Source organism: Verrucomicrobiia bacterium (assembly GCA_036405135.1).
Lineage (GTDB): Bacteria > Verrucomicrobiota > Verrucomicrobiia > Limisphaerales > JAEYXS01 > JAEYXS01.
Map to the genome: position 1 here is coordinate 49,102 of DASWYF010000035.1, position 24,258 is coordinate 73,359.

The window sequence follows — 24,258 nt, forward strand, 5'->3', positions numbered from 1 at the left end:
GTCCTGCGGGACACAGTCCCGCGGTCCAATAACGCGCCAAGAACTTAGTTTCCTCGCGGGCTTTCTCTTTCTACACTGGCGGCATGAACCGCCGTCATTTCTTGGGTGCTGCCATTGCTGGTGCTTTGTCGGGTGTTTCTACATTTGCGGCTGAGAAACGGGCGCCGCGTATCGTGCTGCGGTCTTCGTGGCAGACGGTGAATATCGGGGACATCGGGCATACGCCGGGTGTGCTGGCGTTATTGGAGAAGCATATCCCGGAAGCAGAAGTTTCGCTTTGGCCATCGGATGTGAAGAATGGGGTGGAGGAGATGTTGAAGCGGCGGTTTCCGAAGTTGAAGATCGTGACGAAGGAGGATGCGTTTAAGAGTGATTTTCTGCTACATGGTTCGGGGCCTTATCTCACGGCGTGGCGGGATGTGGAGGTGTGGAAGAAGGTGACGGGGAAACCTTACGGCGTGTATGGCATCACGATGGCGGCGGCGGGTGATCCGGGCATGAAGATCATGCGGAACAACGGGCTGGATGAGGACACACGCGCGCTGCTGAGTGGCGCGAGTTTTGTATTCATGCGGGATAGTGCGTCTCTGCAAGTGGTGAAGCAGGGTGGGGTGACGTGTCCGATCATCGAGTTCGGGCCGGATGGGGCGTTCGCGGCGGATGTGCGGAATGATGAGACGGCGATCGCTTTCCTGAAAGCGAATGGATTGGAGGAGGGGCGTTATCTATGCTGCATCCCGAATCTGCGGAATGCGCCTTACTGGAGGGTGAAGCCGGGTTACGCCTTTGACGAGAACAAGCACAAGCGCAATGAGGAGATGAAGGAGCATGATCATGCGCCGTTGCGGGAGGCGATCATCGCCGTCGTGCGGGAAGCGGGCATGAAGGTGATGGTGTGCCCGGAAGATTCCACGCAGATGGAGGCAGGAAAGGAATTGCTCGTGGATCCCTTGCCTGCGGATGTGAAAGCGAAGGTGGTTTGGCGGGAGAAATTCTGGCTGACGGATGAGGCGATCAGCACTTACGTCCGCAGCGCCGGATTGTTCGGTAGCGAGATGCATAGCCCGATCATGTGCGTGGGGAATGGTGTGCCGGCGATCGTGTGCCGTTTCGTAGAGCAGACGACGAAGGGGTTCATGTGGCGGGATATCGGGCTGGGGGATTGGCTGTTCGATCTGGATAAAGAAGAGGAGTTGAAGCGCGTGGCTCCGGCGGTTCTGGCGATGGCGAAAGATCCGGCGGCAGCGAAGGCGAAGGCGGCCAAGGCGCGGGAGTTTGTGCAGAAGCGGCAGCGGGAGACGATGGGGATATTGAAGGAAATGAGTGTAAAGTTCTCAGTTTGAAGTGTTCAGCCGATTGCATCGGAGGCGAGGATAGTCTCAGGTTTCAGGTCTAATGTTTCAGGTCAGGTGGGCGCAGTCAGTCGAGGTGTTTTAAAACCATGCGTTGCCCTAAGTGGAGGTTGGGTTATAGTGAAGGCCGTTGATGCATCGTAGTATTTGGACAATGGTTTTGTTGTTTAGCTTGGGTTACCACCTAAGCGCGCAACCTCTTGCTCCTGACCACCCCCCTAAGCTGGCTCCTGTGCCTGCGAATCTGCCTCGTCCCGCTGTGGGATTGGTGTGGGATGCGATGGTGAAAGAGATCGCGCCGAAGGATAAGGAGACGGATATCCCGTTCAGCTATGCGGTGACGAACAGGGGGACGAATCGCATTACCATCGAACGCGTGGAGACTTCGTGTGGTTGCACGGTGGCGGATCTGCCGAGCGAACCGTGGGTTTTGGAACCGGGGCAGGGCGGATTGCTCAAAGGAGAATTTGATGCGCGGAACAAGAACGGGACGTTGACGAAGACGTTGACGGTGTTCAGCAGCGCAGGGCCACAGGTGCTTAGGCTGACGGTGAAGCTTCCGGAGATGCAGGCCGGTAAAATGCGGGATGGGGCAGAGCGGGTGACGAATCTGATGGAGGCATCGAAGAACCGGCAGGCGGTTTTTGCAGGCAAATGCGTGGCGTGTCATGTGACGCCGACGATCGGCAAGCAGGGGAAGGATCTTTACATGGCCGCGTGCGGCATCTGTCATGATGCGGAGCATCGGGCGAGCATGGTGACGGATCTGAAGACGTTGAAGTATGGCACGCCGAGGGCGTATTGGGAGCATTGGGTGCGGAATGGCAAACCGAATTCGCTGATGCCTGCGTTCGAGCAGAAGCAGGGCGGGCCGTTGAATAATGAGCAGATCAAATCGCTCGTCGATTTTCTGAGCGAGAGCAAAGATTTTCCTTCCAACGTCACTTTACCAATCTCCAATGGAGTGCCAAACAGTGAGTAATTGGTCGTTTCGGTCAGTTGATGTCATCTAGGACTCGCTTGACCAAGAGTCTCGAAATCGCCATTTTCCCTTCAATGACGCTGCCGCCAAATCATTCGGGTCTGTTGATTGCCTTCGAAGGCATTGATGGAGCCGGAAAGACTACACAGGCTAATCGGTTGCAAAGCTACCTGAATTCCAAAGGGATACAGGTTTTACTTACGAAAGAACCCACCAATGGTAAGTGGGGGCAAGTACTGCGTGATTCTGCCGTAACCGGGCGGCTTTCCCTCCAAGAAGAAGTAGAGACCTTTATCAAGGATCGTAAAGAGCATGTTGAGACTAAGCTTCTCCCGGCTTTAGAAAAAGGATTCGTGGTGATTGTTGACCGCTACTATTTTTCCACTGCGGCGTATCAGGGAGCAAGAGGGCTAGACCCAGCCGAATTGATCGAAAAAAATGAGTTTTTTGCGCCTGAACCAGATTTGCTAATCTTACTGGATGTAGATACACGAATTGGCTTAGGGCGTATCAAATCTCGGGGGGATACGGCCAATCATTTTGAAAAAGCAGAGACTTTGGATAGGGCGCGCGAAATATTTCTAGGATTAAAAAAGCCCTATTTACTTAGGCTAGATGCGAATCTTCCGCTCGAGAAAATCACTGAGCTTATCATCTCAAAAATTGAGATGCTCCTATCCAAGAAAGACATTTCAGGAAAAGTGAAAAGCGTCTGAGTTAGTGGACAACGGATATACGCGGCTACTTATGCATCCAAACTTAGCAGTCTCCTCCTCAACATCTCCAAGGCTTGTTGCGAGGTGATGTATTTGAACGTCTCGCGGTCGAAGGCGTTGATGGGGTTGATGACCTTCGTGCGCTCGCCGTCGGTGAGGGCGATGAAGACGGTGCCCACGGGCTTCTCCGGTGTGCCGCCAGTCGGTCCGGCGATGCCTGTGACGGCGATGGCGTAATCCGCACCCGTCTTTGCGCGCACGCCTTCCACCATGGCGCGCGCGGTGGCTTCGCTCACGGCTCCGTGCGCGGCGAGAGTTTCTGCGGGCACGCCGAGGAATTGTTGCTTCGCTTCGTTGCTGTAAGTGACCAGCCCCGCGAGCAGCACGGCGGAAGCGCCAGAGACATTCGTGAGCCGATGCGCGATGAACCCGCCCGTACAAGATTCCGCGAGCGCGAGCGTTTTCTTCCGCTCCGTGAGCATCTTCACCAGCGTGTTCTCCATGTTCTCATCGTTCTCGGCGAAGATATGGTTGCCTATCTGGCCGTAAACGATCTCGGCCGCTTCTTGCACCGTCTCCTCCGCACCGCAACCTTCGAACACCAGCCGCACATCCACCTCACCCACGCGCGCGCAGTAGCCGATCTGGAGACCCGCTTTCGTGAGCTGCGCGAGCGCGGGCGCGATCTGTTCCTCCACCCGAGATTCACCGAGACCCACGCTGCGAAGGGTGCGACACGCGAAGACCGCTTCCAACGGAAACTCGCGATTCAAGAAAGGCACCACCTCTTCGAGGAAGACCGGGCGCAATTCACGCGGCGGACCGGGCAACATCACGATCCACGTCGCCTTGCGATCCGGCCGATAAGGATTCGGGTCGAGCTTCATCGCGAGACCGGGCGCCGTGCCGTAGCGGTTCTCCAGGACCAAGGCACCTTCCGGCACGCGGGCCTGGATGAGCGTGCTGGGCGGCATCGGCCGTTTGCGCTTCGTGAAGAAACTCTCGATCTGCGCGGCGATGCGCGGGTCTTCGTGCAAAGGCTTGCCGAGCAGTTCCGCGATGAGATCGCGCGTGAGATCATCGGAGGTCGGCCCGAGCCCGCCCGTGCAGATGATGAGATCGGCGTGACCGGCGGCTTCGCGCACGGCGTCTTGGATGGCCTTGCCTTCATCGGCGATGGACACCTGGCGCTGGACGAGATACCCGCGATCCGTGAGCTGGCGGCAGAGCCATTGCTGATGAGTATTCAGAACGCGGCCAAGCATCAGCTCGGAACCGGTATTGATGATTTCGATGTTCACGTTAAGCGCAGTAAGTATATGGGAGAGTTGGGAATGGCCGCAAGAAGGCGCAAAGGGCGCAAAATAAGGGGGTTATGCCACGGATGAGATACGGATCACACGGTTAGGAATGGAAGCGGTTTCTAGCCGTAGGGCAAAGTTTTTTGAAAGGGGTTCAAGTCGATGACACGGAGGATGGAGATGTGGGAGCAGGTGAAGGAGGCGTCATTCTTCCAAGCTGGTCCGGCCCATTTGACGGCGAGGCGTGACGGTTCGTCGGGTGAATGGGTGATGGAGAGGCCGAGGATCGGGTTTTGGTGGTTGAAGCCTTCGATCTTAAGGTCATCGATGTCTTCGAAAAGGATTTCGACGGTGCCTTGTTTGCGCTCGGGACTGTCGGGCGACTTGGTGAGGTCAAAAATCAGGAAGGTTGCCCGCAAGTCTTTGGTGGCGGTGATGACGAGGGGACGTTCCACTGTAATGGAGAGGACTTCGAAATCGTGAAAGGTGGGCCAGTGGCCGAGATGTTGGGTGAGGAGTTCGCGACCGGAGATGGAGGCGAGGGTGTCGGGCGCGATGGGCGTGGTGAAGATGTTTGTGGGAACGGTCATATTTTATGGGGCAGGGACGTAGTAGGGATCGCGTGTTAGAATGGCGTAGAAGCAAATCAGGAGAATGAGAGATGGGAGCAGGCCCAAGGCAAAGAACAGCAACCAAGTCCGCAAATTGGATTCATTTCTAACGACTCGGATGAGCGGCAATGATGCAAAGAAAGCCAGACAACCAGTCAGGGCATACTGCCATATCGATGTCCTTGCATCTTTGACGAGGCCGATGAGTGAAAGACTTCCCACCATCAGGCCGCTAAAGCAAATGCTGGTAAGGCTGTTTTTCCACATTGGTTTCATTTCTTGAATCGCATCCGTCCAGCCACACTGATGCCGAGGCCGCAAATGAGTTCGTGTTCGCTGGCGTAAATCACCGGATAATATTGCTGCTTGCCAAGGCTTCCATCGGGCTTAGCGACAAGCTCTGGATCGTTGGAAGTCACCACCAATATGCTGCCATCCAGCTTCCAAGTTCCGACATGTTGCTTTGTTCCGTCGAGCTTTGTGCTGGTGAGTGTGCCATCGGGTGAGATTTCGAGCCCCCGATATCCATTGATGTCAGGCCGTTCATCCAAGGTCCATGTGCCCGTGATATGCTGGCGAATTTCAGGGTCGTTGGAGCGCTTCTCAGGCGGGGTATGTTTGCAGGCGCTGGTGAGGAAGCACAGGCACAGGATGGCTGGGAGCATTGACCTCATATCGGCGTTATGTTTGAGAGTTTTCCATAAATGTCTAATTAGCTCAAGAGGAAGCCGTAGTTTGCTGGCACCCCTCCGGGGTGCGTGGATATTTTGAAATGCTTCCGGTGGTGTCGCTCCTGATGGTAGCGAAACCACCGGCTACAAGCCGTCATCCCTCCGGGATGGGGCCAAAGTATCAAAGTGAGTATGGCAGCATCTTTTGATGTGCAGCCGGTATTTCGGCTATTGACCACAAACTAAGGATTTGGCTCGGATGGGTTATTTCTATGTGGACAACTCCTGCTTCAAGCCGGAGGCTTTATAGCCTGTAGCCGGTTGGTTGAGCGAGGCACGAGCGACACCACCGGTTACCGATCAAAAAAGGAAATGCACCCCGGAGGGGTGCCAGCAAAATAACGCTTATGCCATCCACTCACACCAGCCTGCATTACCACCTCATTTTTGCTACGAAAAACCGTGAGCCATTCATCGCTAAACAATGGCGGGAAAAGCTGCACGAATACCTCGGTGGCACCGTTCGTGGCTTGGGCTGCACACCTCAAGGCGTCGGCGGTGTGGCCGATCATGTCCATCTCCTCGTTGCTCTCAAACCGACGCATTGTCTTTCCGATTTCATGCGGGACCTGAAGAAGTCTTCTTCCATTTGGGTAAGCGATAGCAGCCTTGAACCCCAATTCCAATGGCAGGAGGGATATGCGGCGTTCACCGTGAGCCCCACCGCCCGGGAATCCGTGCAATCATACATCGCGAATCAAGAGAAACACCATCAGACCAAATCGTTCCGCGAGGAATTGATCGAGGTTTTGAAACAGGCTGGGGTGGAGTTTGATGAGCAGTATTTAGATTGATGGTTTGCTGGCACCCCTCCGGGGTGCATGGATGTTTTGAATCGGTTACCGGTGGTGTCGCTCCTGTTGGTCGCGAAACCACCGGCTACAAGCTGGTATCCCTCCGGGATACTGTGTGAACCGAGTGCTAGGTGGTTATAGAAAGCTTTTTCGATGGGTGAACATTCTCGAGAAATTTTTCTAGTATGACAGTGGATGTCATACTGGGGTGGTTATGGTGGAGGTATGAAAAAGGGAATTGAGAGGGAGGAAGCTGGGCGTTGGCTTTCAGAAAGTAAAAAAGGGACTGAAGGCCGGGTTTCTTGAAATTTTGTCTCCATGGAGCTCACCTGGCGCACTGAAGGCTAACGCTGGTGGTTGAAAACGGGTAGAGTGGGGGCATGAAATGAAGAAGGCAGAAAAGGGCCAGAAGAGATGAAAAGGGTGAATTCTGTGTTGTTATACGTGTTATAGCGAGCGGAAGGATAACGGAGGCCGAATTTTTGTGGGAGAGTGAGGGCATGAAGACAGGCGGGAAACATATTGAGCATCAAGAGTGGGAGGTTAGAGCCTCTTCATGTCGGCTGCTACGGTTCGAGGACGAGAACGAAGGGTGAAAGAGAGGATTTATGGTGAATTTGTCCACAGATTTAATCTCAGGAGACCCAAAGTGCGCTGTTGCGTGCGGCGGGACACTTCCATTTAATGGCGCGCCAGTGAACAAAACGACGCAGTTTAAGCAGATATTGCAGTCGCCCCATTTGGAATTCCTTATGGAGGCGCATAATGGTCTCAGCGCCCGCATCGTGGAAGAGGCGGGCTTCAAGGGCATTTGGGCCAGCGGCCTGTCCATGTCCGCCTCGCTCGGTGTGCGGGACAATAATGAGGCGAGCTGGACGCAAGTCCTCGAAGTGGTGGAGTACATGGCGGATGCCACGAACATCCCCATTTTGCTGGATGGCGATACCGGCTTCGGCAATTTCAACAACGTGCGCCGCCTGGTGAAGAAGCTCGAGCAACGCGGTTGCGCGGCTGTTTGTATCGAAGACAAACTTTTCCCCAAGACGAACTCCTTCATCAACAGCGAGCAACAGCCGTTGGCGGACATGGATGAATTCGCCGGCAAGATCAAGGCCGTGAAAGACGCGCAGGATGATCCGGACTTCTGCCTCGTCGCCCGTCTGGAGGCGTTCATCGCTGGTTGGGGCATGGAAGAGATGTTGCGCCGCGCGGATGCCTATCATGCCGCGGGTGCGGATGCCTTGCTCATCCATAGCAAGAAATCCACGCCGGACCAGATCCTCGCCTTTGCCAAGGCGTGGAATAATCGCTGCCCGCTCGTGATCGTGCCCACGATGTATTACAGCACGCCCGCGGAAGTCTTCGAGCAGGCGAAGATCAGCACCATCATCTGGGCGAACCACAACGTGCGCTCCGCCATCACGGCCATGCAGAACACCACGCGCACCATCTTCAAGGAGCGTTCGCTCATGAACGTGGAAGATCGCGTGGCCTCCGTGAAAGATATTTTCCGCCTGCAAAACGCGGATGAACTCGCGGAAGCGGAAGAGCGTTACCTGCCCAAGACGAGCAATTCCCTCCGCGCCATCATCCTCGCCGCCTCCCAAGGCAGCGAACTCGGCGAACTCACCAAGACGAAGCCGAAGGCGATGATCCCCATCAACGGCCAGCCGCTCCTGCACAAGCTGGTGGCGCAATTCCGCGCCGAGCAGACGAAAGACGTTGTGGTGGTGCGCGGCTTCGCGAGCAAGGAAGTGAACGCGCCGGACGTGCGCTTCGTGGAAAACGCGGAGTATGCGCAGACGGCAGAACTCGGCTCGCTGAACAAGGCCGCGAAAGATATCGAGGGCAACGTCGTCATCTCGTTTGGAGATATCCTGTTCCGCCGCTACATTCTGCAAAACCTGCTCGCGGATTCCGGAGACATCGTCATTGCCGTGGATTCCGCATGGCAACAACGCAAGCGCGCGGACAGCTACATCGATTACGTGACCGCCTCGCATCCTTACACGCTGAAGTATGGCGAAGAGGAAGCCGAACTGCGCGAGATGGGCCCGCACTTGAAGGCGGACCAGATCCACGGCGAATGGATCGGCCTGCTGAAAGCGAGCGCGAAGGGCGCGGAGAAGATCCGCACCGCCTTGAGCGAATTGGCGAAGCGCCCGGACTTCAACAAGCTGCGCTTCGACGATCTGTTCAAGCACCTGCTCGCGAGCGGGAATACGGTGAAGGTCGTTTACATCACGGGCCATTGGCTGGACGTGGACAGCCTGGAAGATCTCAGCGCGGCGAACGCCTTTTAACATGATTCAAGCGTCAGCATTCATCGAGCATGTGAAGTCACTGGGTTACACCCAGTATGCAGGCGTGCCGTGTTCGTATCTGAAGCCGTTCATCAATTACGTGATCGGCGATCAATCGCTGAATTACATCGGCGCGACGAGCGAGGGCGAGGCCGTGGGCATCACGATGGGCGCGTATCTCGGCGGTCGCAAGACGGTGACGATGTGCCAGAACTCGGGCCTCGGCAATATGGTGAACCCGCTCACCTCGCTGAACTATCCCTTCCAAGTGCCCACGCTCCTCATCACCACGTGGCGCGGTGAGCCAGGTCGCCCGGATGAACCGCAGCACGTCCTCATGGGCCAGATCACGCATCAACTACTGGAGACAATGCAGATCCCGTGGCTGCCGTTCCCCACTGAGGAATCGAAGATCGCCGACGTGATGGCGCAAGCCGAAGCGAGCATGACGGAGCGCAAGTTGCCCTTCGCCCTCGTCATGTCCGAAGGTTCCGTGGATGAGTGCGATCTGAAAGATCAACCGCAACCCGAGCGCGTGCAGACCGAGGTGAAGCAGCAGCTCAAGTTGCCGACTTCGCAACGCATGATCCGCACGGAAGCGCTCCAAGCGATTCTTGAATCGCTGCAAGGCAACGAAGCGATCATCGCCACGACCGGCAAGACGGGCCGCGAGCTATTCACCATTGCGGATCGCCCGAACCACCTTTACGTGGTCGGCGGCATGGGCACCGCGTCGGGTATCGGTTTCGGCCTCGCCCAAGCGCAACCGAAGCTCCCCGTGGTGGTCATCGATGGCGATGGCGCGGCGCTTATGAAGCTTGGCGCACTGGCGACCATCGGCTATTATCAGCCTGCGAACTTGCTCCACATCCTCATCGATAACGAGTCGCATGATTCGACCGGCGGCCAGCGCACGGTGTCGGGCTTGGTAGACTTTGCCGCCATCGCCGCTGCCGCGAATTATCGCTACGCGACCTCCGCGGATGATCCAGCAGATGTGCGGGCGGCGGTAAAAGAATTGCGGAACAAAAACGGCCCGTCGTTGTTGCATATCAAGATACGCGCGGGTTCCCCGAAGAATCTGGGACGCCCGACGGTGAAGCCGCATGAGGTGAAAGAGCGGTTCATGAAATTTGTGACGGAATCAGCCAAGTAACGAACCATGGCGAAGGACAAATTACTCTTCACTCCGGGACCGCTGACCACGAGTCGGACGGTGAAGGAGGCGATGTTGCGCGATGTGGGTTCGCGCGATGAAGAGTTCATTGCGATGGTGCGCGAGATCCGGCGGCAACTGCTGGAGCTGGGCGGCACGAGTCAAGAGGGTGGTTATGAGGCCGTGCTGGTGCAAGGCAGCGGCACCTTCGGCGTGGAGTCAGTGATCTCCAGCGCGATTCCGGCGAAAGGCAAGCTGCTCGCCCTCGTGAACGGTGCCTACGGCGAGCGCATCGTGCAGATCGCGATGCGCTATGGGATTTCTACTGAAGTGCTGCGCTGGTCTGAGGATGAATCGGTAGAAGCGGAAGCCGTGAAGATCGCGCTCGAAGCCGACGCGGCCATCACACACGTGATGATCGTAGATTGCGAAACGACTACTGGCATCCTGAACCCCACGGAGAAGGTCGGCGCGATCGTGCGCGCAGCCGATCGCACGTTCATCGTGGATGCCATGAGCAGCTTCGGCGCGGTGCCGACGGATCTGCCGGAAGGCAATATCGATTTCCTCATCTCCTCCGCGAACAAATGCATCGAAGGCGTCCCCGGCTTTTCCTTCGTGCTCGCGCGCCGGAAGAAATTGGAATCGTGCAAAGGCCAGGCTCGCACGCTGAGCCTTGATCTTTATGAGCAATGGCGCGGCTTGGAAGGCAACGGCCAGTTCCGCTTCACCCCGCCCACACACACCTTGCTCGCTTTCGCCCAAGCCTTGAAGGAACTCGCCGCCGAAGGTGGCGTGGCCGGTCGTGCGGCGCGGTATCTGAAAAATCACAACGCGCTGAAATCGGGGATGAAGAAGCTGGGCTTCGTCCCGTTCCTCGCGCCCGAGGTGCAGAGCTACATCATCACCGCGTTCCATTATCCGGCGGATAAAAAATTCATCTTCGAAGATTTTTATCGCAAGCTCTCCCAGCGCGACATGGTGATCTACCCCGGCAAGCTCGGCCACGTAGACTGCTTCCGCATGGGCAACATCGGTCGCTTGCAGGATAAGGATATTCAAGAACTACTGGTGGCGGTGGAAGCGGTGTTGAAGGAAATGAAGGTGGCACTGCCGGTGGCGAAGCCTAAGTAAGTTCCAAGTTTTCAGTGTTCAGTTTTCAGTCTGAGGCGGCATATATGAGAATGCTTCGGGCAATTTTGGCGGTTTTGTTCACCAGCTTGATGATGGGTTGTGCGAGTCGTGATGCAGTGAATGATCCGGCGTTGGCGGCAGAACGAAAGGGAGTAGAGTTTCTCAGCAAAGACGTCCCCGCTTGGTATAAAGAAAACGGCTGTTTCTCCTGCCATAATAACGGCGATGCCGCCCGCGCCTTGTATCTGGCTTCGCAAAAGGGCTATCGCATCCCAGCCGCCACACTTGCAGGCACCACAGCCTGGCTGCAACGTCCCCAGACGTGGGAAGATAACAAAGGCGATCCAGGCTTCAGCGATCAACGCTTGGCTGATGTGCAATTCGCGGCGGCCTTGCTAACGGCTATCGATACCGGACATGCAGAAAATACGCATGCTCTGAAAGAGGCGGGAGGGCGAGTCATCAAGGGACAAGCTGAAGATGGTTCTTGGCCGATTGATGCGCTTGGTACGTTAGGCTCTCCGGCCACATATGGAGCTCCGTTGGCCACGCACATGGCGGTCCAGGTGCTGCGCGAAATCAATACGGAAGAGGCGCGTAAATCGACTGTTCAGGCGGAATCGTGGCTGCGCACTTCAGTCCCGGTGAACAGCGCGCTGAACGCTGCCGCCTTGTTGCTGACGTTCAAATACTCAACGGATGAAATAACTGCGGAAAAACGTGCCCGAAGCATCCAATTGCTACTTCGTTCACAAACAAGTGATGGCGGGTGGGGAGCCTATCCAGATTCTCCGCCCGAGATTTTTGATACCGCAATCGTCTTGTTGGCTTTGGCTCCGGATCGTAACCAATCGGACGTCGCAAAGGCAGTGGCTCGAGGACGTGCATTCTTGGCGGCGAACCAGTATGAGGACGGCAGCTGGCCAGCGACTACGCGACCTGCTGGGGGTAATAGCTATGCCCAACAACTGTCCACCACCGGGTGGGCGGTGAATGCACTGCTGCACTCTAGAAAACCGCCGCCGATTGAGTTGTGGTGATCTGTTTCAGCGAAGTTAAGGGGCTGGTTTGACGTCGAAAGGCAAGGAAACCGTCTCATTCTTGATCCGTTTTTCCACGCCCTCGAACAGATCTACCTCGAACGGCTTGCCGATGTTATTTCCCGCGAGATCTTCAATGGTCGTTTGCACCTGAATGTGGTAATTGCCGACGGCCCATGACTTCTCCGGAATGAACACCCAGCGTTGCTCGTGATTCTCCAACGTGATGTTTCCGACAACGAGTTTCTTCTCCGCACCCACCACATGCATCATGCGTTGTGAGAGAGCGTGATCCATCGATTTAGGGAATTCCACAACCAACGGTTGAGCTGTGCCGGCAGCAGGCGCTTTGATCTTCCACGCCTTGGGATCAGGCGGAGTGCGGTCCGGTGCGCTTACTTTGAATTCTTTGCGGAACGTCGCCTTTAGCGGCGCACCTTTGCCGTCCTGCCATTCTTTGTCGATGACGAGCGTGTAAGTCTTGCCCGTCTCGAGTGCGGGGCCGATGTCCTCCAGCGGCTTCACCTCGCGTTTGATCCGACCTGGATCAATGAAAAGCGTGAGGCGCGTCATCTCCGGATTCCATAACTCCTCATCGATCTCCAAGAAGGGCAGTTCGACCGGTTTGCCCGCGCTGTTGAGCAGCTTGATGTGATCGTAAATATGCCCGCCATTCATTGGCGCGGAGAAGTGCAGATAGAATTTTAGGAGATTCTCCGGCAACACATCGGCGCTCGGATACACTTGAGAGACGACCGTGGTCGGCGTCAGTTTCAAGGCCGCCACGGTCTGTGTAGCTGTAACGAGCGCAGCCTTGCCTGTGTAGCCCGGTAACTTCGCGGGGTTCAGCGTCGCCCGATATTTCAGCCCCGCGGTGAGCGGATATTCCGGCGTGAAAATCACCGTGCCGTCTTTGACCTGATAACGCCCGAGCATAGGCGGCAATTCCATGCTGCTCACCAGGTCGCCCGTTTCCACCGCCACGGGAAAAGCCTTACGCCAGTCTGCATCCGTCCACTTGGCATCGAGATGTTTTGTGTCCACGCCTTGCAGCACCACCACATCTTTCTCCGCCTGTTTCTGCCAAGTGATGTTCTGCGCATGGCAACTCAGGGAGAAAAAAAGACTGGCTGCCGCGAGGGCGACAGCCAGTCCGTTGAAACTTTCTTTACGCATCGCTTAAGGCAGCGGCAGGGATTCCAAGTTCAGCGGAGCCGTCGCGCCTTCGCCATTGCGGCGCACCACCAGCGCGGTCTTGTCATCCAGGCGATCGAGCTGATCTACGCCCGTCCAGCTATCGATGGTTTGATAGGTCACGCCCTCTTTATCTGCGACCTTGGCTGTGATGCTACCCGCGCCTTCGATCTGCGTGGTATCGATTTTCATGATGCCACGGCTGCTATTGGCCATGAGCAGGTAATCTTTGCCGTCCTTCTGATACACGATCATGTCCAGTGGGCGATTGCGATTACCCAGTTCCGCGATGGTCTTGCCCTTGATCTTCGCGCCGGGCGTCAAATCCTTAAGCGGGAACTGAACCAGTGGCGTGCAGGTGTAAGCAGCGAGAAGCTGCTGTTCCTTGCCGACCTTGAAGGGGATGAACGTGCGGATCGGAGAGCGCGTCTCGAATTTGCCATGCGCACCATGATAGATCTCCACGCTAGTTCCATTTGCCACCGTCTTGAACGGGAACGGAATGGCGCGGAGCGTTGAAGCGAACTCTTCGTTCGAGAGACCCGCGATGAGCACGCGGTCTTCGAGGAACGCGATGTCCGTGATGCTTTCCGAGCGCGGATTGCTCTTACGATTGCCTTCACCTACCACGCCGTCTACCGGTGCATCGGGCAACTGCGCCTTGGCATGCTTCACATTATCCAGCGAGACAGTCTCGAGCTTGCCCGATTTGTCCACGCGGATGAGCACCGGTGTGGCATCGGCACTGCGGCCACGGTTCACGGCGATGTAGGCATTGCGAGAGACCGGATTCACGGCCATGTCCGTGATGGCGATCTGGTCGGCACTGGTACCGAGCAGGGCGGCGATCTTTTGATTGATGCCTTCCACCTTCAAAGCTCCGGCCGAACCTGCCTTCGCATCGCCCGTATCGAGTGCGAAGACAGCGGCAGACTTGGAATCAGCCACGAAGAGGATGCCTTCCGGGCCGAACGCGAGCTGGCTTACGGATTTGATCTCTGGTTTTCCAGCTTTCATGCCTTCCGTCCAATTGGCGGCGGAAGCGGTAGTGGCGGCGAGGCCGAGGGCACAGACCGCGGCGAGGGTACTACGGTTCAGTAATGTCATGATAGATGCCTTTCGCTAGACTTGGTGGAACAGTGCCGTAATCGTTGGTCAATTGCCCGGTTCTGTCAACCTCCAGAAGCCAATACAACGTGCTGCCGGATTCCAGCCGGCAGTAAGGGCACATGAACACGTAAAGCAGCCCCAAAAGTTCATGAGCTCTCAGCGACTGTAAATTTCGCCCGCCCGTGACTGCCAGATTCAGCCAGCAGGCGACAAATGTTCTCCCTCTCCTCTTAATGAGGAGAGGGCAGGGGTGAGGAGTGAGAGCGCCAAAGGGTTTTCAAATTGGCGGCAGCGTAAGATAAACCAGTGCCCGTCTTCTTACTGCCGGCCCCGACACTTGTGTCGGGCACGGGGCGACCGGCTTCGTCGTGCGCACTTTATCCCGCATGGCTGTGAGATTTCCCCACTATAAAAATTCTTTGCGAAAAAGTTCTTCTGCGGCTGGACATTTCTGAGGGTGCGGATGAGATTCGCGACACACGCTCTCATGCGCTGTCGTTCCCCCATCTTTGTGCTCGGTCTCGGGCTGCTCGTCGGCCTTGCCGTCGCGTTTTGGCCTCAAGCCATGCCGCGTCAGGGCGGCGTCATGCCGCAGGAAGTCTATGTCTGGCAACGCGCTTGGAACGAACCGGTGAAACAGGCCGTGACCCAGGCAGCACCGGAGATGGAGCGCTTCACCGTGCTGACGGCAGAGGTGACTTGGGTGAAAGGCCAGCCGAAATGGACCCGCATGGAGCCGGACTGGGCGGCTTTGAAAGCGAGCGGTAAACCCATCGGCCTCGCCTTACGCATCGGTCCTTATGGCGGACCTTTTGACCGGGAAAGTGTCCCGACTAAGAAGCTCGTCGAACTGGCTCTCTCCACCCTCGCTCAAGCGGAAGCCCACGGCGTGAAAGCCGCTGAAGTGCAGCTCGATTTCGATTGTGCGGAGACGAAGCTCGCCGGGTATCGCGTGTGGGTGGAGGCCTTGCGTGAGCGGGTGAAGCCCGTGCCCCTGACCATCACCGCCTTGCCGAGCTGGCTGGATCAGCGGGAGTTCAAGGAATTGGTGCGCGTCACGGATGGCTTCGTCTTGCAGGTCCATGCCTTGCAACGTCCTGCGAGCGTGCGGGATGAGGTGAAACTGTGCGATCCCTTGAAAGCCCTTGCTGCCGTAGAGCTGGCCGCGCAAGCAGGGGTTCCCTTCAAAGTCGCCTTGCCTACCTATAGTTACGTCACCGCCTTCAATCGCGAGAGCCGTTTCATAGGTGCTTCAGCAGAAGGTCCGGCGAAGGAATGGCCATCCGATGTCATCACCCGCGAACTGGCGGCAAATCCGCAAGAGCTGGCGATGCTCGTCCGCGACTGGACACAGCAACGTCCCGCCATGTTGCAGGGCATCATCTGGTATCGCCTGCCCGTGAGCACGGATCGGTGGAATTGGGATTGGCCGATGCTCGCGCAGGTGAAGCTGGGCAAGGTGCCAGAGGCGCAATGGCAGGTGGTGACGCGTTCACCCGAGCCGGGCTTGGTAGAGGTGCTGCTGGCGAATGCAGGCACCACGAAAAGTGCGCCGCAACAAACCGTCCGCGTGCAATGGCCTAAGGGCCGATTGGTGGCGGGCGATAGCCTAAGCGGCAATGAATTGAGCGAACCTTCGGCCTTGATGGCCGAGTTCAAACCGCAAAAGGACACCCGGACGATTGCTCCCGGTGAGACGCGGCTATTGGGTTGGCTAAGATTTGATTCCAGCGTGGAGGTACACAGTGAACTGGTGGCGAAATAAAGCAGACAAACAGCGGTGGTGGCTACGGCTCGCGCTCATGACGTTGCTCATCGTGGCGATAACGGGTTATGCGTGCGGACCCTTCTTCCCGCGCTGGCTCTTGGGCAATTCCGATGCCGCCGTGCAGACCGTGCCCTTCGCCAGCTTCTTCAAGGAGATTGCCCTCTGGCGGAAAGGCACGACCAGCCGCTACAAAACCATTCCGCCCAAGGAAGAGCATTCCCAAGCCCAACAGGTATTGGATGCCGACCTGACGGAATTGCGCGCAGCCCTGCAAGCACGCGGCATCAATGCGGTAGAGTTGGAACAAATACTCAAGGCGCATCAAGAATGCCGCGAGAAACTGGCCGTCCACGCCGGAGTCATGGCGGATTGGCTGGCGGAACCTTTTGACTGGGATAAAAATCTTTTGCGACCCATGCCGGAGATGGGCCCGCTGTCCATCGCCAAGGGCCTGCCGCCGGAGTTCGCGGACTATATGCGCGGCAGCATCGCATATCATCTGGCCAAGACGAACGACGCAGTGACGGCGTGGACGGAACTGCTGAAACGTCCCGCCGCCGAGCGGCCTTACCGGACGGTCTGGGCGGAGTATATGTTAGGCCGCGTGGCGGTGGAATCTGATCCGAAGGTGGCCATCCCGCATTTCCAGAAAGTGCGGGTACTAGTGCAAGAAGGTTTTGCGGATTCGACCGGTCTGGCGGCAGCGAGCCTCGGTTGGGAGGCGCGGGCATGGCTGAATTTGAAAGACTATCGCCGGGCCGTTGAGCTTTACAGTGAACAGGTATCCTCCGGTGATTCGCAGCTTGCGGTAGTGTCGCTTCGGATGGCGGCAGGTCTGGCTTTGAAGGAAGGGGAAGCGGCTTTACGGCCATTGTCCCAAGATGCGACGAGCCGCCGGGTGATCACCGTGAGTCTGATCTCGCAAGGGCTGTGGAATACAGCATTGGGAGATTCACCGGAAACAAAGTCGGCTGAAGTATGGTTGGGCCTGTTGGAGCAAAACCAGGCAACTGAGGTGGAACTGGCCGAGCAACTGGCACTGGCAGCATATCAGGCGGGCAAGTTTGACGTGGCCGAGCGTTGGGTGAAAAGGGCTTCGCAGAAATCCGCCACAGCGCGTTGGATTCAGGCAAAGCTGCTTCTGCGTAATGGCAAGATTGAAGCCGCAACGGGAATATTGGCCGGTCTGGCCAGAGAGTTCCCGGTTCAGCCGATGCCGGACCATGAGGATGCGGTGTCCAGCAACCTTTTGGACCGATTGGTCACCGGAGAGAATTACGCCTATGGTGAAACGTCACCTAGCCGTCAAAGCCTGCTCGGCGAATTAGGCGTTTTACATTTGCAACGCCGGGATTTCGTCACCTCATTGGATTGCCTGCTGAAAGGCGGTTACTGGATGGATGCCGCGTATGTGGCGGAGCGCGTGCTGACGCTGGAGGAGTTGAAGAAATACGTGGATCGCAACTGGTCCGATAACCAGCGGAAGGAAAAGAAGGAAACGGAAGTGATTGAGTTCGATGCCAGCGGTTCCATCCGTTCCCTGCTGGCGAGGCGGTTGTGTCGCGAGAATCGTTTGAAGGAAGCGGCGGCGTATTACCCGGAGGAACAGGCCCAGCAACACCAAGAGCGCACGAAGTGGCTCGCGATCGGGCGGGATGCGAAGCGTCCGGCGAAGGAACGTGCCAAGGCGCTGTGGGAAGCAGCCAAGATCACCCGTGCGCATGGCTTGGAGTTACTGGGCACAGAAGTGGAGCCGGATTGGGCGATCTATTGGGGTAATTTCGAGGTGGGTGTATCCGTCAGTGACCGCTGGCAGCAACGGACGAATGTGGTGTTGAAGACGGGCAAGGAGGAATTGCAACGCGCGGCTCAAGCCGAGGTGGCTCCGAATGCTCGCTGGCACTATCGCTATCTCGCGGCAGACCTCGGCTGGCAGGCGGCACAACTCATGCCCGATCAAGCCCCTGAAACCGCCCGGATGCTCTATGACGCCGGCGGATGGTTGAAGGGAAACGATCCCAAGTCAGCCAATCGCTTCTACCGGGCGTTAGTCCTGCGCTGTAATAAGACCGAACTGGGCGCGCTGGCGGAAAAACTACGCTGGTTCCCGCCTTTGGATGAGAACGGTAAGCCGTTCATGCCCAAGCGCATCCCGCACGCAAAAGCCGCCCCGGAACCGGTGGATTCGTTCCCGGTATTCTGACGGAGCGTGCCCGTCCTCGGGCACAGCAACGTGAAATGCTGCAGGCAGCCTACAGAAGTTCGAGCAGCGGGTTAAAAGAGTCTTGGAGTAGGGCTTTTAGCGGATTGAGCCTACCTTTGCTCAGGTGCCTTGCTGTGCCCGAGACTGGCACGCTCCAACTGCTTGCCTTCACGCGGGTTGACGGCGTTTACCGGTCGTAGATGATCGGGAGGAAATCTTTTAACAATTCGTCTAAGGAATGGGCTCCGGGTGTGTCGTATAGGTGTGATGACACCTTTATTGACCGGTCGAACCGGAGCGGAATGGAACCAACTGTGAACTGACACGCTGTTATGTCACCCCAACGCTCATGACCGTGGTGCAGCCTGACGCCGCCAGCGCGGGAACGCCGCGTCCGGAAACGATCGAGGAGCTGTTTGCAGCGCTCGAATCGCCGCTGCTCAGTTATGCCCTCAGGTTGGTGGGGGAACGCGCCCCGGCAGAGGATGTCGTCCAGGAAGCATTCATGAAGTTGCACGGACAATTCGCCGAAGTGAAAGAGCCCAGACGCTGGCTCTATCGCACGGTGCATAACCTTTCGCTGAACCACCGGCGGCAGGCGGCCAAGACGGTGCCTATGAACCCCGTCACCAGCCCCGATGGCGAAGATCACGCGGATAACAACCACAACGGCACGGACCCGGAACCCTTGCCGGATGAGCAGATCATCCGCTGGGAAGGCATCGGCCTCGTGCGGCTGAGCTTGAGCACTTTGGATGAACGGAGCCGCGAGGTGGTGCGGTTGAAATTTGACGAAAACCTTTCTTATCAGGAGATCGCCCGGCGCACGGGGCTGAGCGCCAGTAATGTGGGTTATCTCCTGCACCATGCCCTTAAAGCGATCGCGGCAGAGCTCGCGCGGACGGGCCTCATACCATGAAACCCGAAGATTACGAGAACGACATGGAGGTGCGGATCACCGCACTGCTCCTGGGGGAACTCACCGCTGAGGAAGAGGCGGAAGTGCGCGCGGCGGTGGCGCAAGACGCCGAGCTGATGCGCCTGCATGACCGATTGAAAGTCGTGATGGGCTTGGTGCGCGACGCCGTGCCGACCACCGAGCTGCCCGCGAATGTCATCCCCGAACCGCTCACGCTCGCCAATGAACGTCGGGAAGAGTTATTGGCGGTGTTTCAAGGCAAAGCCCCGAAGGTGAAGGAAGAAGAGAAGATCGTTCAGGTATCATTCTGGCAGCGGTATCAGAAGGATTTGATGAAGTTGGCGGCGATGGTGGTGGCGTTGTTCGGCGTGACGTGGTTGATGCTTTTCAAGCGTGAGACGCAATTAGCTTATCTCGATACGACGACGCAGAAGGATGTGTTGGGGAGTGGGGATGAGTTCATGAGATTGCTCGCGGTTCAGGATGCAATACCGACTCCGGCACCTGCCGCTCCAGCCCCTGTGGTAATGGCAGCTCCTATGGCTTCGAGTGATATGGCCTTGGTGCCGCTGGCAGATGTCTACTCTTTCACAAACACCATGGCGTTAGATAACGCGTCATCGGAGTTCAATACTACGTATACCATCAATTTATCGCAGGTGGAGCGCTTGAACGGCGTGACCGCTAACTCAGTTGCTGCTAGTGCAGTTCCAGATAGTTCACCTCGAGCCGAGATGTCCAGCCGCACACCGAGTCCGGCAGAGCGACCGCTTGATCGTGCGCGTAATACGCGAGAGATAACTCTCCGAAGACGGGGAGCGGAAGCGGGCGCAGCCGCTGCACCTTCGGCGGCTCCAGTTGAGAGCCGCGTGACCTTTAGCGCGGCCAAGGAAAATGCTGCCGCAGTGAGGTTTTCGTCTGCTAGCAAAGATTCTGTTCCTCAAGCGCAAAGTGTGGGCGGTGTGCTGATGGGGGCGCCTCAGACAGCGTCACGCTCTTTCAGCATCGCCTTGCCTGAGCCGGAAATGGCGCAGGTCAAGGAGTTGAGTGACCTCACAGCGGACGGTGCGGTTCAGATGGGGCAACGCGGGGATGCTTTCGGCCGAGGCGTTAATGTAACGACGGGTGGAGGATCGGGATCTGGTGAAGCGATGCTGAGCCAGACGAAAGCTAATAATAAGGCTTGGGGATTTACTGGCTCCACGGCTGATGCGCGTGGCCGACAAAGCGGCTTGAGCCCTGAGGCCAAGCCCAGTGCTCCTGTGGCAGGCGATCTCCCGATGTTGGGAACGTTGTTTGGCAACAATGGTATTGCGGCGGGAGCTAAAGCACCAAACCCATCGGGTAATTTTTCCGTTCAAGATTTGGATGAAAGCATCCATGCGAGCAACAGATTGGAAGTGAATCGTGGATTGGCAGATGGCAGTTCAGCGAAACCGGTGATGGGTGAACGTTTTTATCGTGAGACGGCATCTGCGCCGGTGCCGTCCCAAGCGGTTAGCACAAAGGCTGAGGACAAGGTGGATGCGTGGCGTCAACCACGTGAAGATTATCTGGGCGGGCTGGCAGCGAAGGGAAGGATGGAAAATGAATTCCGCGGCTATGCGGATGGCAGCCAGAATGGGTTGCCAGCCATTGCTGTCAATTCGCCGAAGCTGCCTGCCAGCCAATCAGCGCAAGATCGCCTGGCGCGCGTGGATGGATTGTCGGACCAGATGAGCATCGCCAATGGAACGGTGACGGGCGGTATCGCTCTACCCGCGACACCTGCACGGCCTATGCGACCAGCGCTGGGCGGCACGACGCTGAATTTTACGACTTCTTCAGAGGGGCGAGCCAAGGCGGATGTAGTGACTCCGGGGGCCGTGGTGATGTCTGGACGAGTTGAGCCGGAGTTAAATGCCTATTACGCGACTGATCCGCAAAAAGGTCTGGCGGTAGTGAATGACAATGCACTGGGGGATGCGCAGAAGAATGTGTGGTATGACACTTCTGCGGGAATTGGCGGAGAGGCGGAGCGGAAGAACAGAGTCGTGGGGCGTCATGCTTGGACGTTGCCCCAGGGAACTACATTGGACTTGGATAAGGTGATGGCGGAAGCCAAGGAGAAAGACGGTAGCTTTGTGGTGACGCGGACGAATGGTGGTAATGGTCAGGTAGAATTGAGTTATTCATTTGATGCACCGATGGCGGGGAAACCGGTCAGTGGTGTGGTTAATCGTGGAGGAGGCATCGCGGGTGGTGCGGGCATTAGTCCAGAATTGAGCGGGAATAATCTTCCGCCTGTGGCACTGCAAGGAGCCTATCGGGCGGCGCAGGATACGAATGCCCTCGCATCTGATTTCGGCGTGGTGGTCAACCGGTCACAGATGGGGCGAGAAGTGGATGGAGATGTAGGTTACAACTACGCCAAGAAGCTTACTCCGGAAAGTTCGAATCAAGGGAGTGGAGATAAGGATCTGAAATTCGCAGCAATGCTGGGCAATTTGAACACCAATGTCTGGGTGGGACAAAATGAGCGGACTACTAATTATTACAATGGGATGGACCGGTTCGGAACCTCAGTGCCTGATGGGAGGAAATTGAATGAACAGGCTCCGGTGAGAATGAGTTTGTTGGAAGACGTAGCACTTCCGTCGTTAGAAGAGGCGGCTAAGCGGCAAGCCACGGAAACATTGGTAGGCGAAACGTTGAAACGGGCGGAAGGTTTAAAAGAGTCGGGCAATCTGGCCGAAGCGGAAATGTTGCAAGGAGAAGCGGCAAAATTGCGCAAACGGATCACAGACATAAAAGGAGAGAAGCAACAGTTTGCCCAAATTGAAAAGGCTTGGGAGATTCCAAGTTCAAGGGATGGGTTGCCGACGCCGAATCCGTATGCGCGGACGAATACTACGCAGAGCAGAAGTCCGGTTCTTGCTCAACTTAATCAGGAGCAATCACATGATGCATCCGACAAAGTGGAAGGTTGGCGCAAGGCACGTGAAGAGTATCTGAGTCAGGTGCGGGCGAAGGAGATGGTTGGGGGGCCGCTGGATAAGGAGCAGAAAGAAATTGATCGTCTTTCAGACCGCCGGGTGTTCTTGGAGCGCGAAGCGACGTTGGTGCTTTCCAAGGCTAAGGAAGCTGAGAAGCAATTGCAGGCGGCTAATGCGAATAAGTCCTCTGCGGAAATTGAGAAGTGGAAGAAGGAATCGGAAGCATGGAGCGGACGGGTCAAAGGAGTGGAGACGGAGACTGCGCAGGTGGATGCCCAGATCGAGGTGAAATTGACGGAGCTGCGCAAGCTGGCGGCTGAAGCCGGTCCTTGGGTATTGGCTGCGGGCGATCCGATTCAAGTCTTCGTGGTGGAGGATGAATCGCTGAACAGCTACTACGAGGTCCAAAAAGATGGCTATGTCGTCCTGCCGAAAATCGGACGCGTGCAGGTCGCGGGCAAGGATTTGCCGGATGCGGAGAAGGCGATCAAGGAAGCTCTGCAAGCATCCCAGTTGAGTCGAGCCACGGTGATGGTTGAGCGGCTTACTGAGAAAGAGGTCAAGGAGTTCAACGCCAAGAAGGCGAAGGAAGAGGAAGTGGCTAAGAAGCCTGTGCCTGCACCTCCCGGCATCCCGCAACCGGAAGTGAGCACGGCGGAGAATGCGTTCTCTACGTTCTCGCTGAATGTGAGTGATGTGTCGTTCAAGCTGGCGGCGGCGAGCCTGGAGAAGGGGTTGATGCCGGAGCTGGGTTCCGTGCGCACGGAGGAGTTTATCAATGCGTTCAATTATCATGATCCCGAGCCAGCAAGCGGTTCTCGCGTGTCCTTTGCTTGGGAGCGGGCGAGGTATCCCTTCGCGCATGATCGTGATCTGGTGCGGTTTTCGGTGCAGACGGCGGCGATCGGGCGTGAGCCGGGCAAGCCGTTGAATATCGTGCTGCTGTTGGATAACTCCGGCTCGATGGAGCGCGCGGACCGCATCCGCATCCGGCAGGAGTGTCTGCGTGTGCTGGGTTCGCAATTGCAACCGCAGGACAAGGTGAGCGTGGTGTCCTTCGCCCGGACAGCGCGCTTGTGGGTAGATGGTATGACCGGAGCGCATGCGAAGGAACTGCCTGAGCGCGTGGGGAATCTCTCGCCGGAGGGTGGCACAAATCTGGAGGAGGCGATGAACCTCGCGTATCAAACGGCACAACGCCATTTCGTGCCGAACGGCGTAAATCGCGTGGTGTTGCTGACAGATGGTGCGGCGAATTTGGGCGAGGTGCAGCCGGAATCGCTCAAGAAAAAAGTGGTGTCCTATCGCCAACAAGGCGTGGCGCTGGATTGCTTCGGCATCGGTTGGGATGGTTATAACGATGATCTATTGGAAGCACTTTCGCGCAATGGCGATGGCCGTTATGGCTTCGTGAATTCGCCGGAAGCGGCCACGACGGAATTTGCTGCTCAGCTCTCAGGTGCGCTGAAAGTCGCGGCTTCGGATGTGAAAGTGCAAGTGGAGTGGAATCCGAAGCGGGTGAAGGTGTTCCGTCAGTTGGGTTACGCGATGCATCAGCTCAAGAAAGAGGAGTTCCGCGATAACACGGTGGATGCGGCGGAGATCGGCGCGGCGGAGGCGGGTAATGCGCTCTACACGGTGCAGGTGAATTCGGCGGGTGAAGGACCGCTCGGCGTGGTCCGCGTGCGGTATCGCCTGCCGGGCACGAATGATTATCGCGAGCAGGAATGGCCGCTGGCGTATGACGGCGCATCGAAGTCCATGGAGCAGGCGAGTGTGCCGATACGTCTCGCAGGTACGGCGTCCGCGTTCAGCGAATGGCTGGTGTCGAGTCCGTATGCGGCGGAGGTGACGCCGGAGAAGTTGATCGCGCAGATGGCCGGTGTGCCGGAGGCGTATCCGGCGGACCCACGGCCAAAACAACTTGAGTGGATGATACGACAGGCTAAGAGCCTGTCGGGGAGATAAT

At 57.0% G+C, this 24,258-nt stretch carries 18 protein-coding genes; 12 read left to right on the top strand and 6 right to left on the bottom strand.

The window, feature by feature from the left end:
- The first annotated feature begins 83 nt into the window (after positions 1 to 83).
- The 3 genes from VGH19_16835 (at position 84) to tmk (ending at position 3,050) form a co-directional block, all read left to right on the top strand.
- Positions 84 to 1,343: a polysaccharide pyruvyl transferase family protein gene (locus VGH19_16835; GenBank protein HEY1173036.1), complete on the top strand. Its 1,260-nt coding sequence runs from the start codon at positions 84 to 86 to the stop codon at positions 1,341 to 1,343.
- 241 nt (positions 1,344 to 1,584) lie between these two features.
- Entirely contained in the window at positions 1,585 to 2,334 is a 750-nt protein-coding gene (locus tag VGH19_16840; protein HEY1173037.1) for a DUF1573 domain-containing protein, read from the top strand.
- A gap of 38 nt (positions 2,335 to 2,372) precedes the next feature.
- Complete coding sequence (gene tmk / locus VGH19_16845) at positions 2,373 to 3,050, top strand: dTMP kinase (GenBank protein HEY1173038.1); 678 nt, start codon at positions 2,373 to 2,375, stop codon at positions 3,048 to 3,050.
- Between the two features lie 29 nt (positions 3,051 to 3,079).
- On the opposite strand, the gene VGH19_16850 is transcribed toward tmk, so the two are convergent.
- The 4 genes from VGH19_16850 to VGH19_16865 form a co-directional block, all read right to left on the bottom strand.
- On the bottom strand, positions 3,080 to 4,351 hold the full coding sequence (locus VGH19_16850) for a competence/damage-inducible protein A (GenBank protein HEY1173039.1): 1,272 nt from the start codon (positions 4,349 to 4,351) through the stop codon (positions 3,080 to 3,082).
- Positions 4,352 to 4,473: 122 nt separating this feature from the next.
- The gene (locus VGH19_16855; GenBank protein ID HEY1173040.1) at positions 4,474 to 4,941 is read right to left on the bottom strand and encodes an Imm50 family immunity protein; all 468 of its coding nucleotides are present in this window, start codon (positions 4,939 to 4,941) and stop codon (positions 4,474 to 4,476) included.
- Between the two features lie 3 nt (positions 4,942 to 4,944).
- Positions 4,945 to 5,229, bottom strand: coding sequence for a hypothetical protein (locus VGH19_16860; GenBank protein HEY1173041.1), 285 nt, complete (start codon positions 5,227 to 5,229; stop codon positions 4,945 to 4,947).
- Between the two features lie 5 nt (positions 5,230 to 5,234).
- Positions 5,235 to 5,636, bottom strand: a complete 402-nt coding sequence (locus VGH19_16865; GenBank protein HEY1173042.1) for a hypothetical protein — start codon at positions 5,634 to 5,636, stop codon at positions 5,235 to 5,237.
- Positions 5,637 to 6,040: 404 nt separating this feature from the next.
- Between VGH19_16865 and tnpA the strand changes: the two genes are divergently transcribed.
- The 5 genes from tnpA (at position 6,041) to VGH19_16890 (ending at position 12,120) form a co-directional block, all read left to right on the top strand.
- Positions 6,041 to 6,487, top strand: coding sequence for an IS200/IS605 family transposase (tnpA, locus tag VGH19_16870; GenBank protein ID HEY1173043.1), 447 nt, complete (start codon positions 6,041 to 6,043; stop codon positions 6,485 to 6,487).
- 695 nt (positions 6,488 to 7,182) lie between these two features.
- Positions 7,183 to 8,790 carry a phosphoenolpyruvate mutase gene (aepX, locus tag VGH19_16875; GenBank protein ID HEY1173044.1) on the top strand — a complete coding sequence of 536 codons (1,608 nt, stop codon included), beginning with the start codon at positions 7,183 to 7,185 and terminating at the stop codon, positions 8,788 to 8,790.
- 1 nt (position 8,791) lies between these two features.
- Positions 8,792 to 9,946 carry a phosphonopyruvate decarboxylase gene (gene aepY, locus VGH19_16880; protein ID HEY1173045.1) on the top strand — a complete coding sequence of 385 codons (1,155 nt, stop codon included), beginning with the start codon at positions 8,792 to 8,794 and terminating at the stop codon, positions 9,944 to 9,946.
- A 6-nt stretch (positions 9,947 to 9,952) separates the two neighbouring features.
- On the top strand, positions 9,953 to 11,080 hold the full coding sequence (locus VGH19_16885; GenBank protein HEY1173046.1) for a 2-aminoethylphosphonate--pyruvate transaminase: 1,128 nt from the start codon (positions 9,953 to 9,955) through the stop codon (positions 11,078 to 11,080).
- A gap of 44 nt (positions 11,081 to 11,124) precedes the next feature.
- The gene (locus VGH19_16890) at positions 11,125 to 12,120 is read left to right on the top strand and encodes a hypothetical protein (protein HEY1173047.1); all 996 of its coding nucleotides are present in this window, start codon (positions 11,125 to 11,127) and stop codon (positions 12,118 to 12,120) included.
- 15 nt (positions 12,121 to 12,135) lie between these two features.
- Here the strand turns inward: VGH19_16890 and VGH19_16895 are convergent, their stop codons facing one another.
- The gene (locus tag VGH19_16895; protein HEY1173048.1) at positions 12,136 to 13,296 is read right to left on the bottom strand and encodes a hypothetical protein; all 1,161 of its coding nucleotides are present in this window, start codon (positions 13,294 to 13,296) and stop codon (positions 12,136 to 12,138) included.
- Between the two features lie 3 nt (positions 13,297 to 13,299).
- The gene (locus VGH19_16900; protein ID HEY1173049.1) at positions 13,300 to 14,421 is read right to left on the bottom strand and encodes a hypothetical protein; all 1,122 of its coding nucleotides are present in this window, start codon (positions 14,419 to 14,421) and stop codon (positions 13,300 to 13,302) included.
- Between the two features lie 490 nt (positions 14,422 to 14,911).
- On the opposite strand from VGH19_16900, the gene VGH19_16905 reads away from it, so the two are divergent.
- The 4 genes from VGH19_16905 (at position 14,912) to VGH19_16920 (ending at position 24,257) form a co-directional block, all read left to right on the top strand.
- A complete protein-coding gene (locus VGH19_16905; protein HEY1173050.1) occupies positions 14,912 to 16,189 on the top strand; it encodes a DUF3142 domain-containing protein in 1,278 nt (425 codons plus the stop codon).
- Positions 16,170 to 18,395: a hypothetical protein gene (locus VGH19_16910; protein HEY1173051.1), complete on the top strand. Its 2,226-nt coding sequence runs from the start codon at positions 16,170 to 16,172 to the stop codon at positions 18,393 to 18,395. Before VGH19_16905 ends, VGH19_16910 begins: the two co-directional genes overlap by 20 nt.
- Before the next feature lie 349 nt (positions 18,396 to 18,744).
- Positions 18,745 to 19,314: an RNA polymerase sigma factor gene (locus tag VGH19_16915; GenBank protein HEY1173052.1), complete on the top strand. Its 570-nt coding sequence runs from the start codon at positions 18,745 to 18,747 to the stop codon at positions 19,312 to 19,314.
- Positions 19,311 to 24,257: a von Willebrand factor type A domain-containing protein gene (locus tag VGH19_16920; GenBank protein ID HEY1173053.1), complete on the top strand. Its 4,947-nt coding sequence runs from the start codon at positions 19,311 to 19,313 to the stop codon at positions 24,255 to 24,257. The genes VGH19_16915 and VGH19_16920 overlap by 4 nt, the downstream gene beginning before the upstream one ends.
- Position 24,258: the final 1 nt, after the last annotated feature.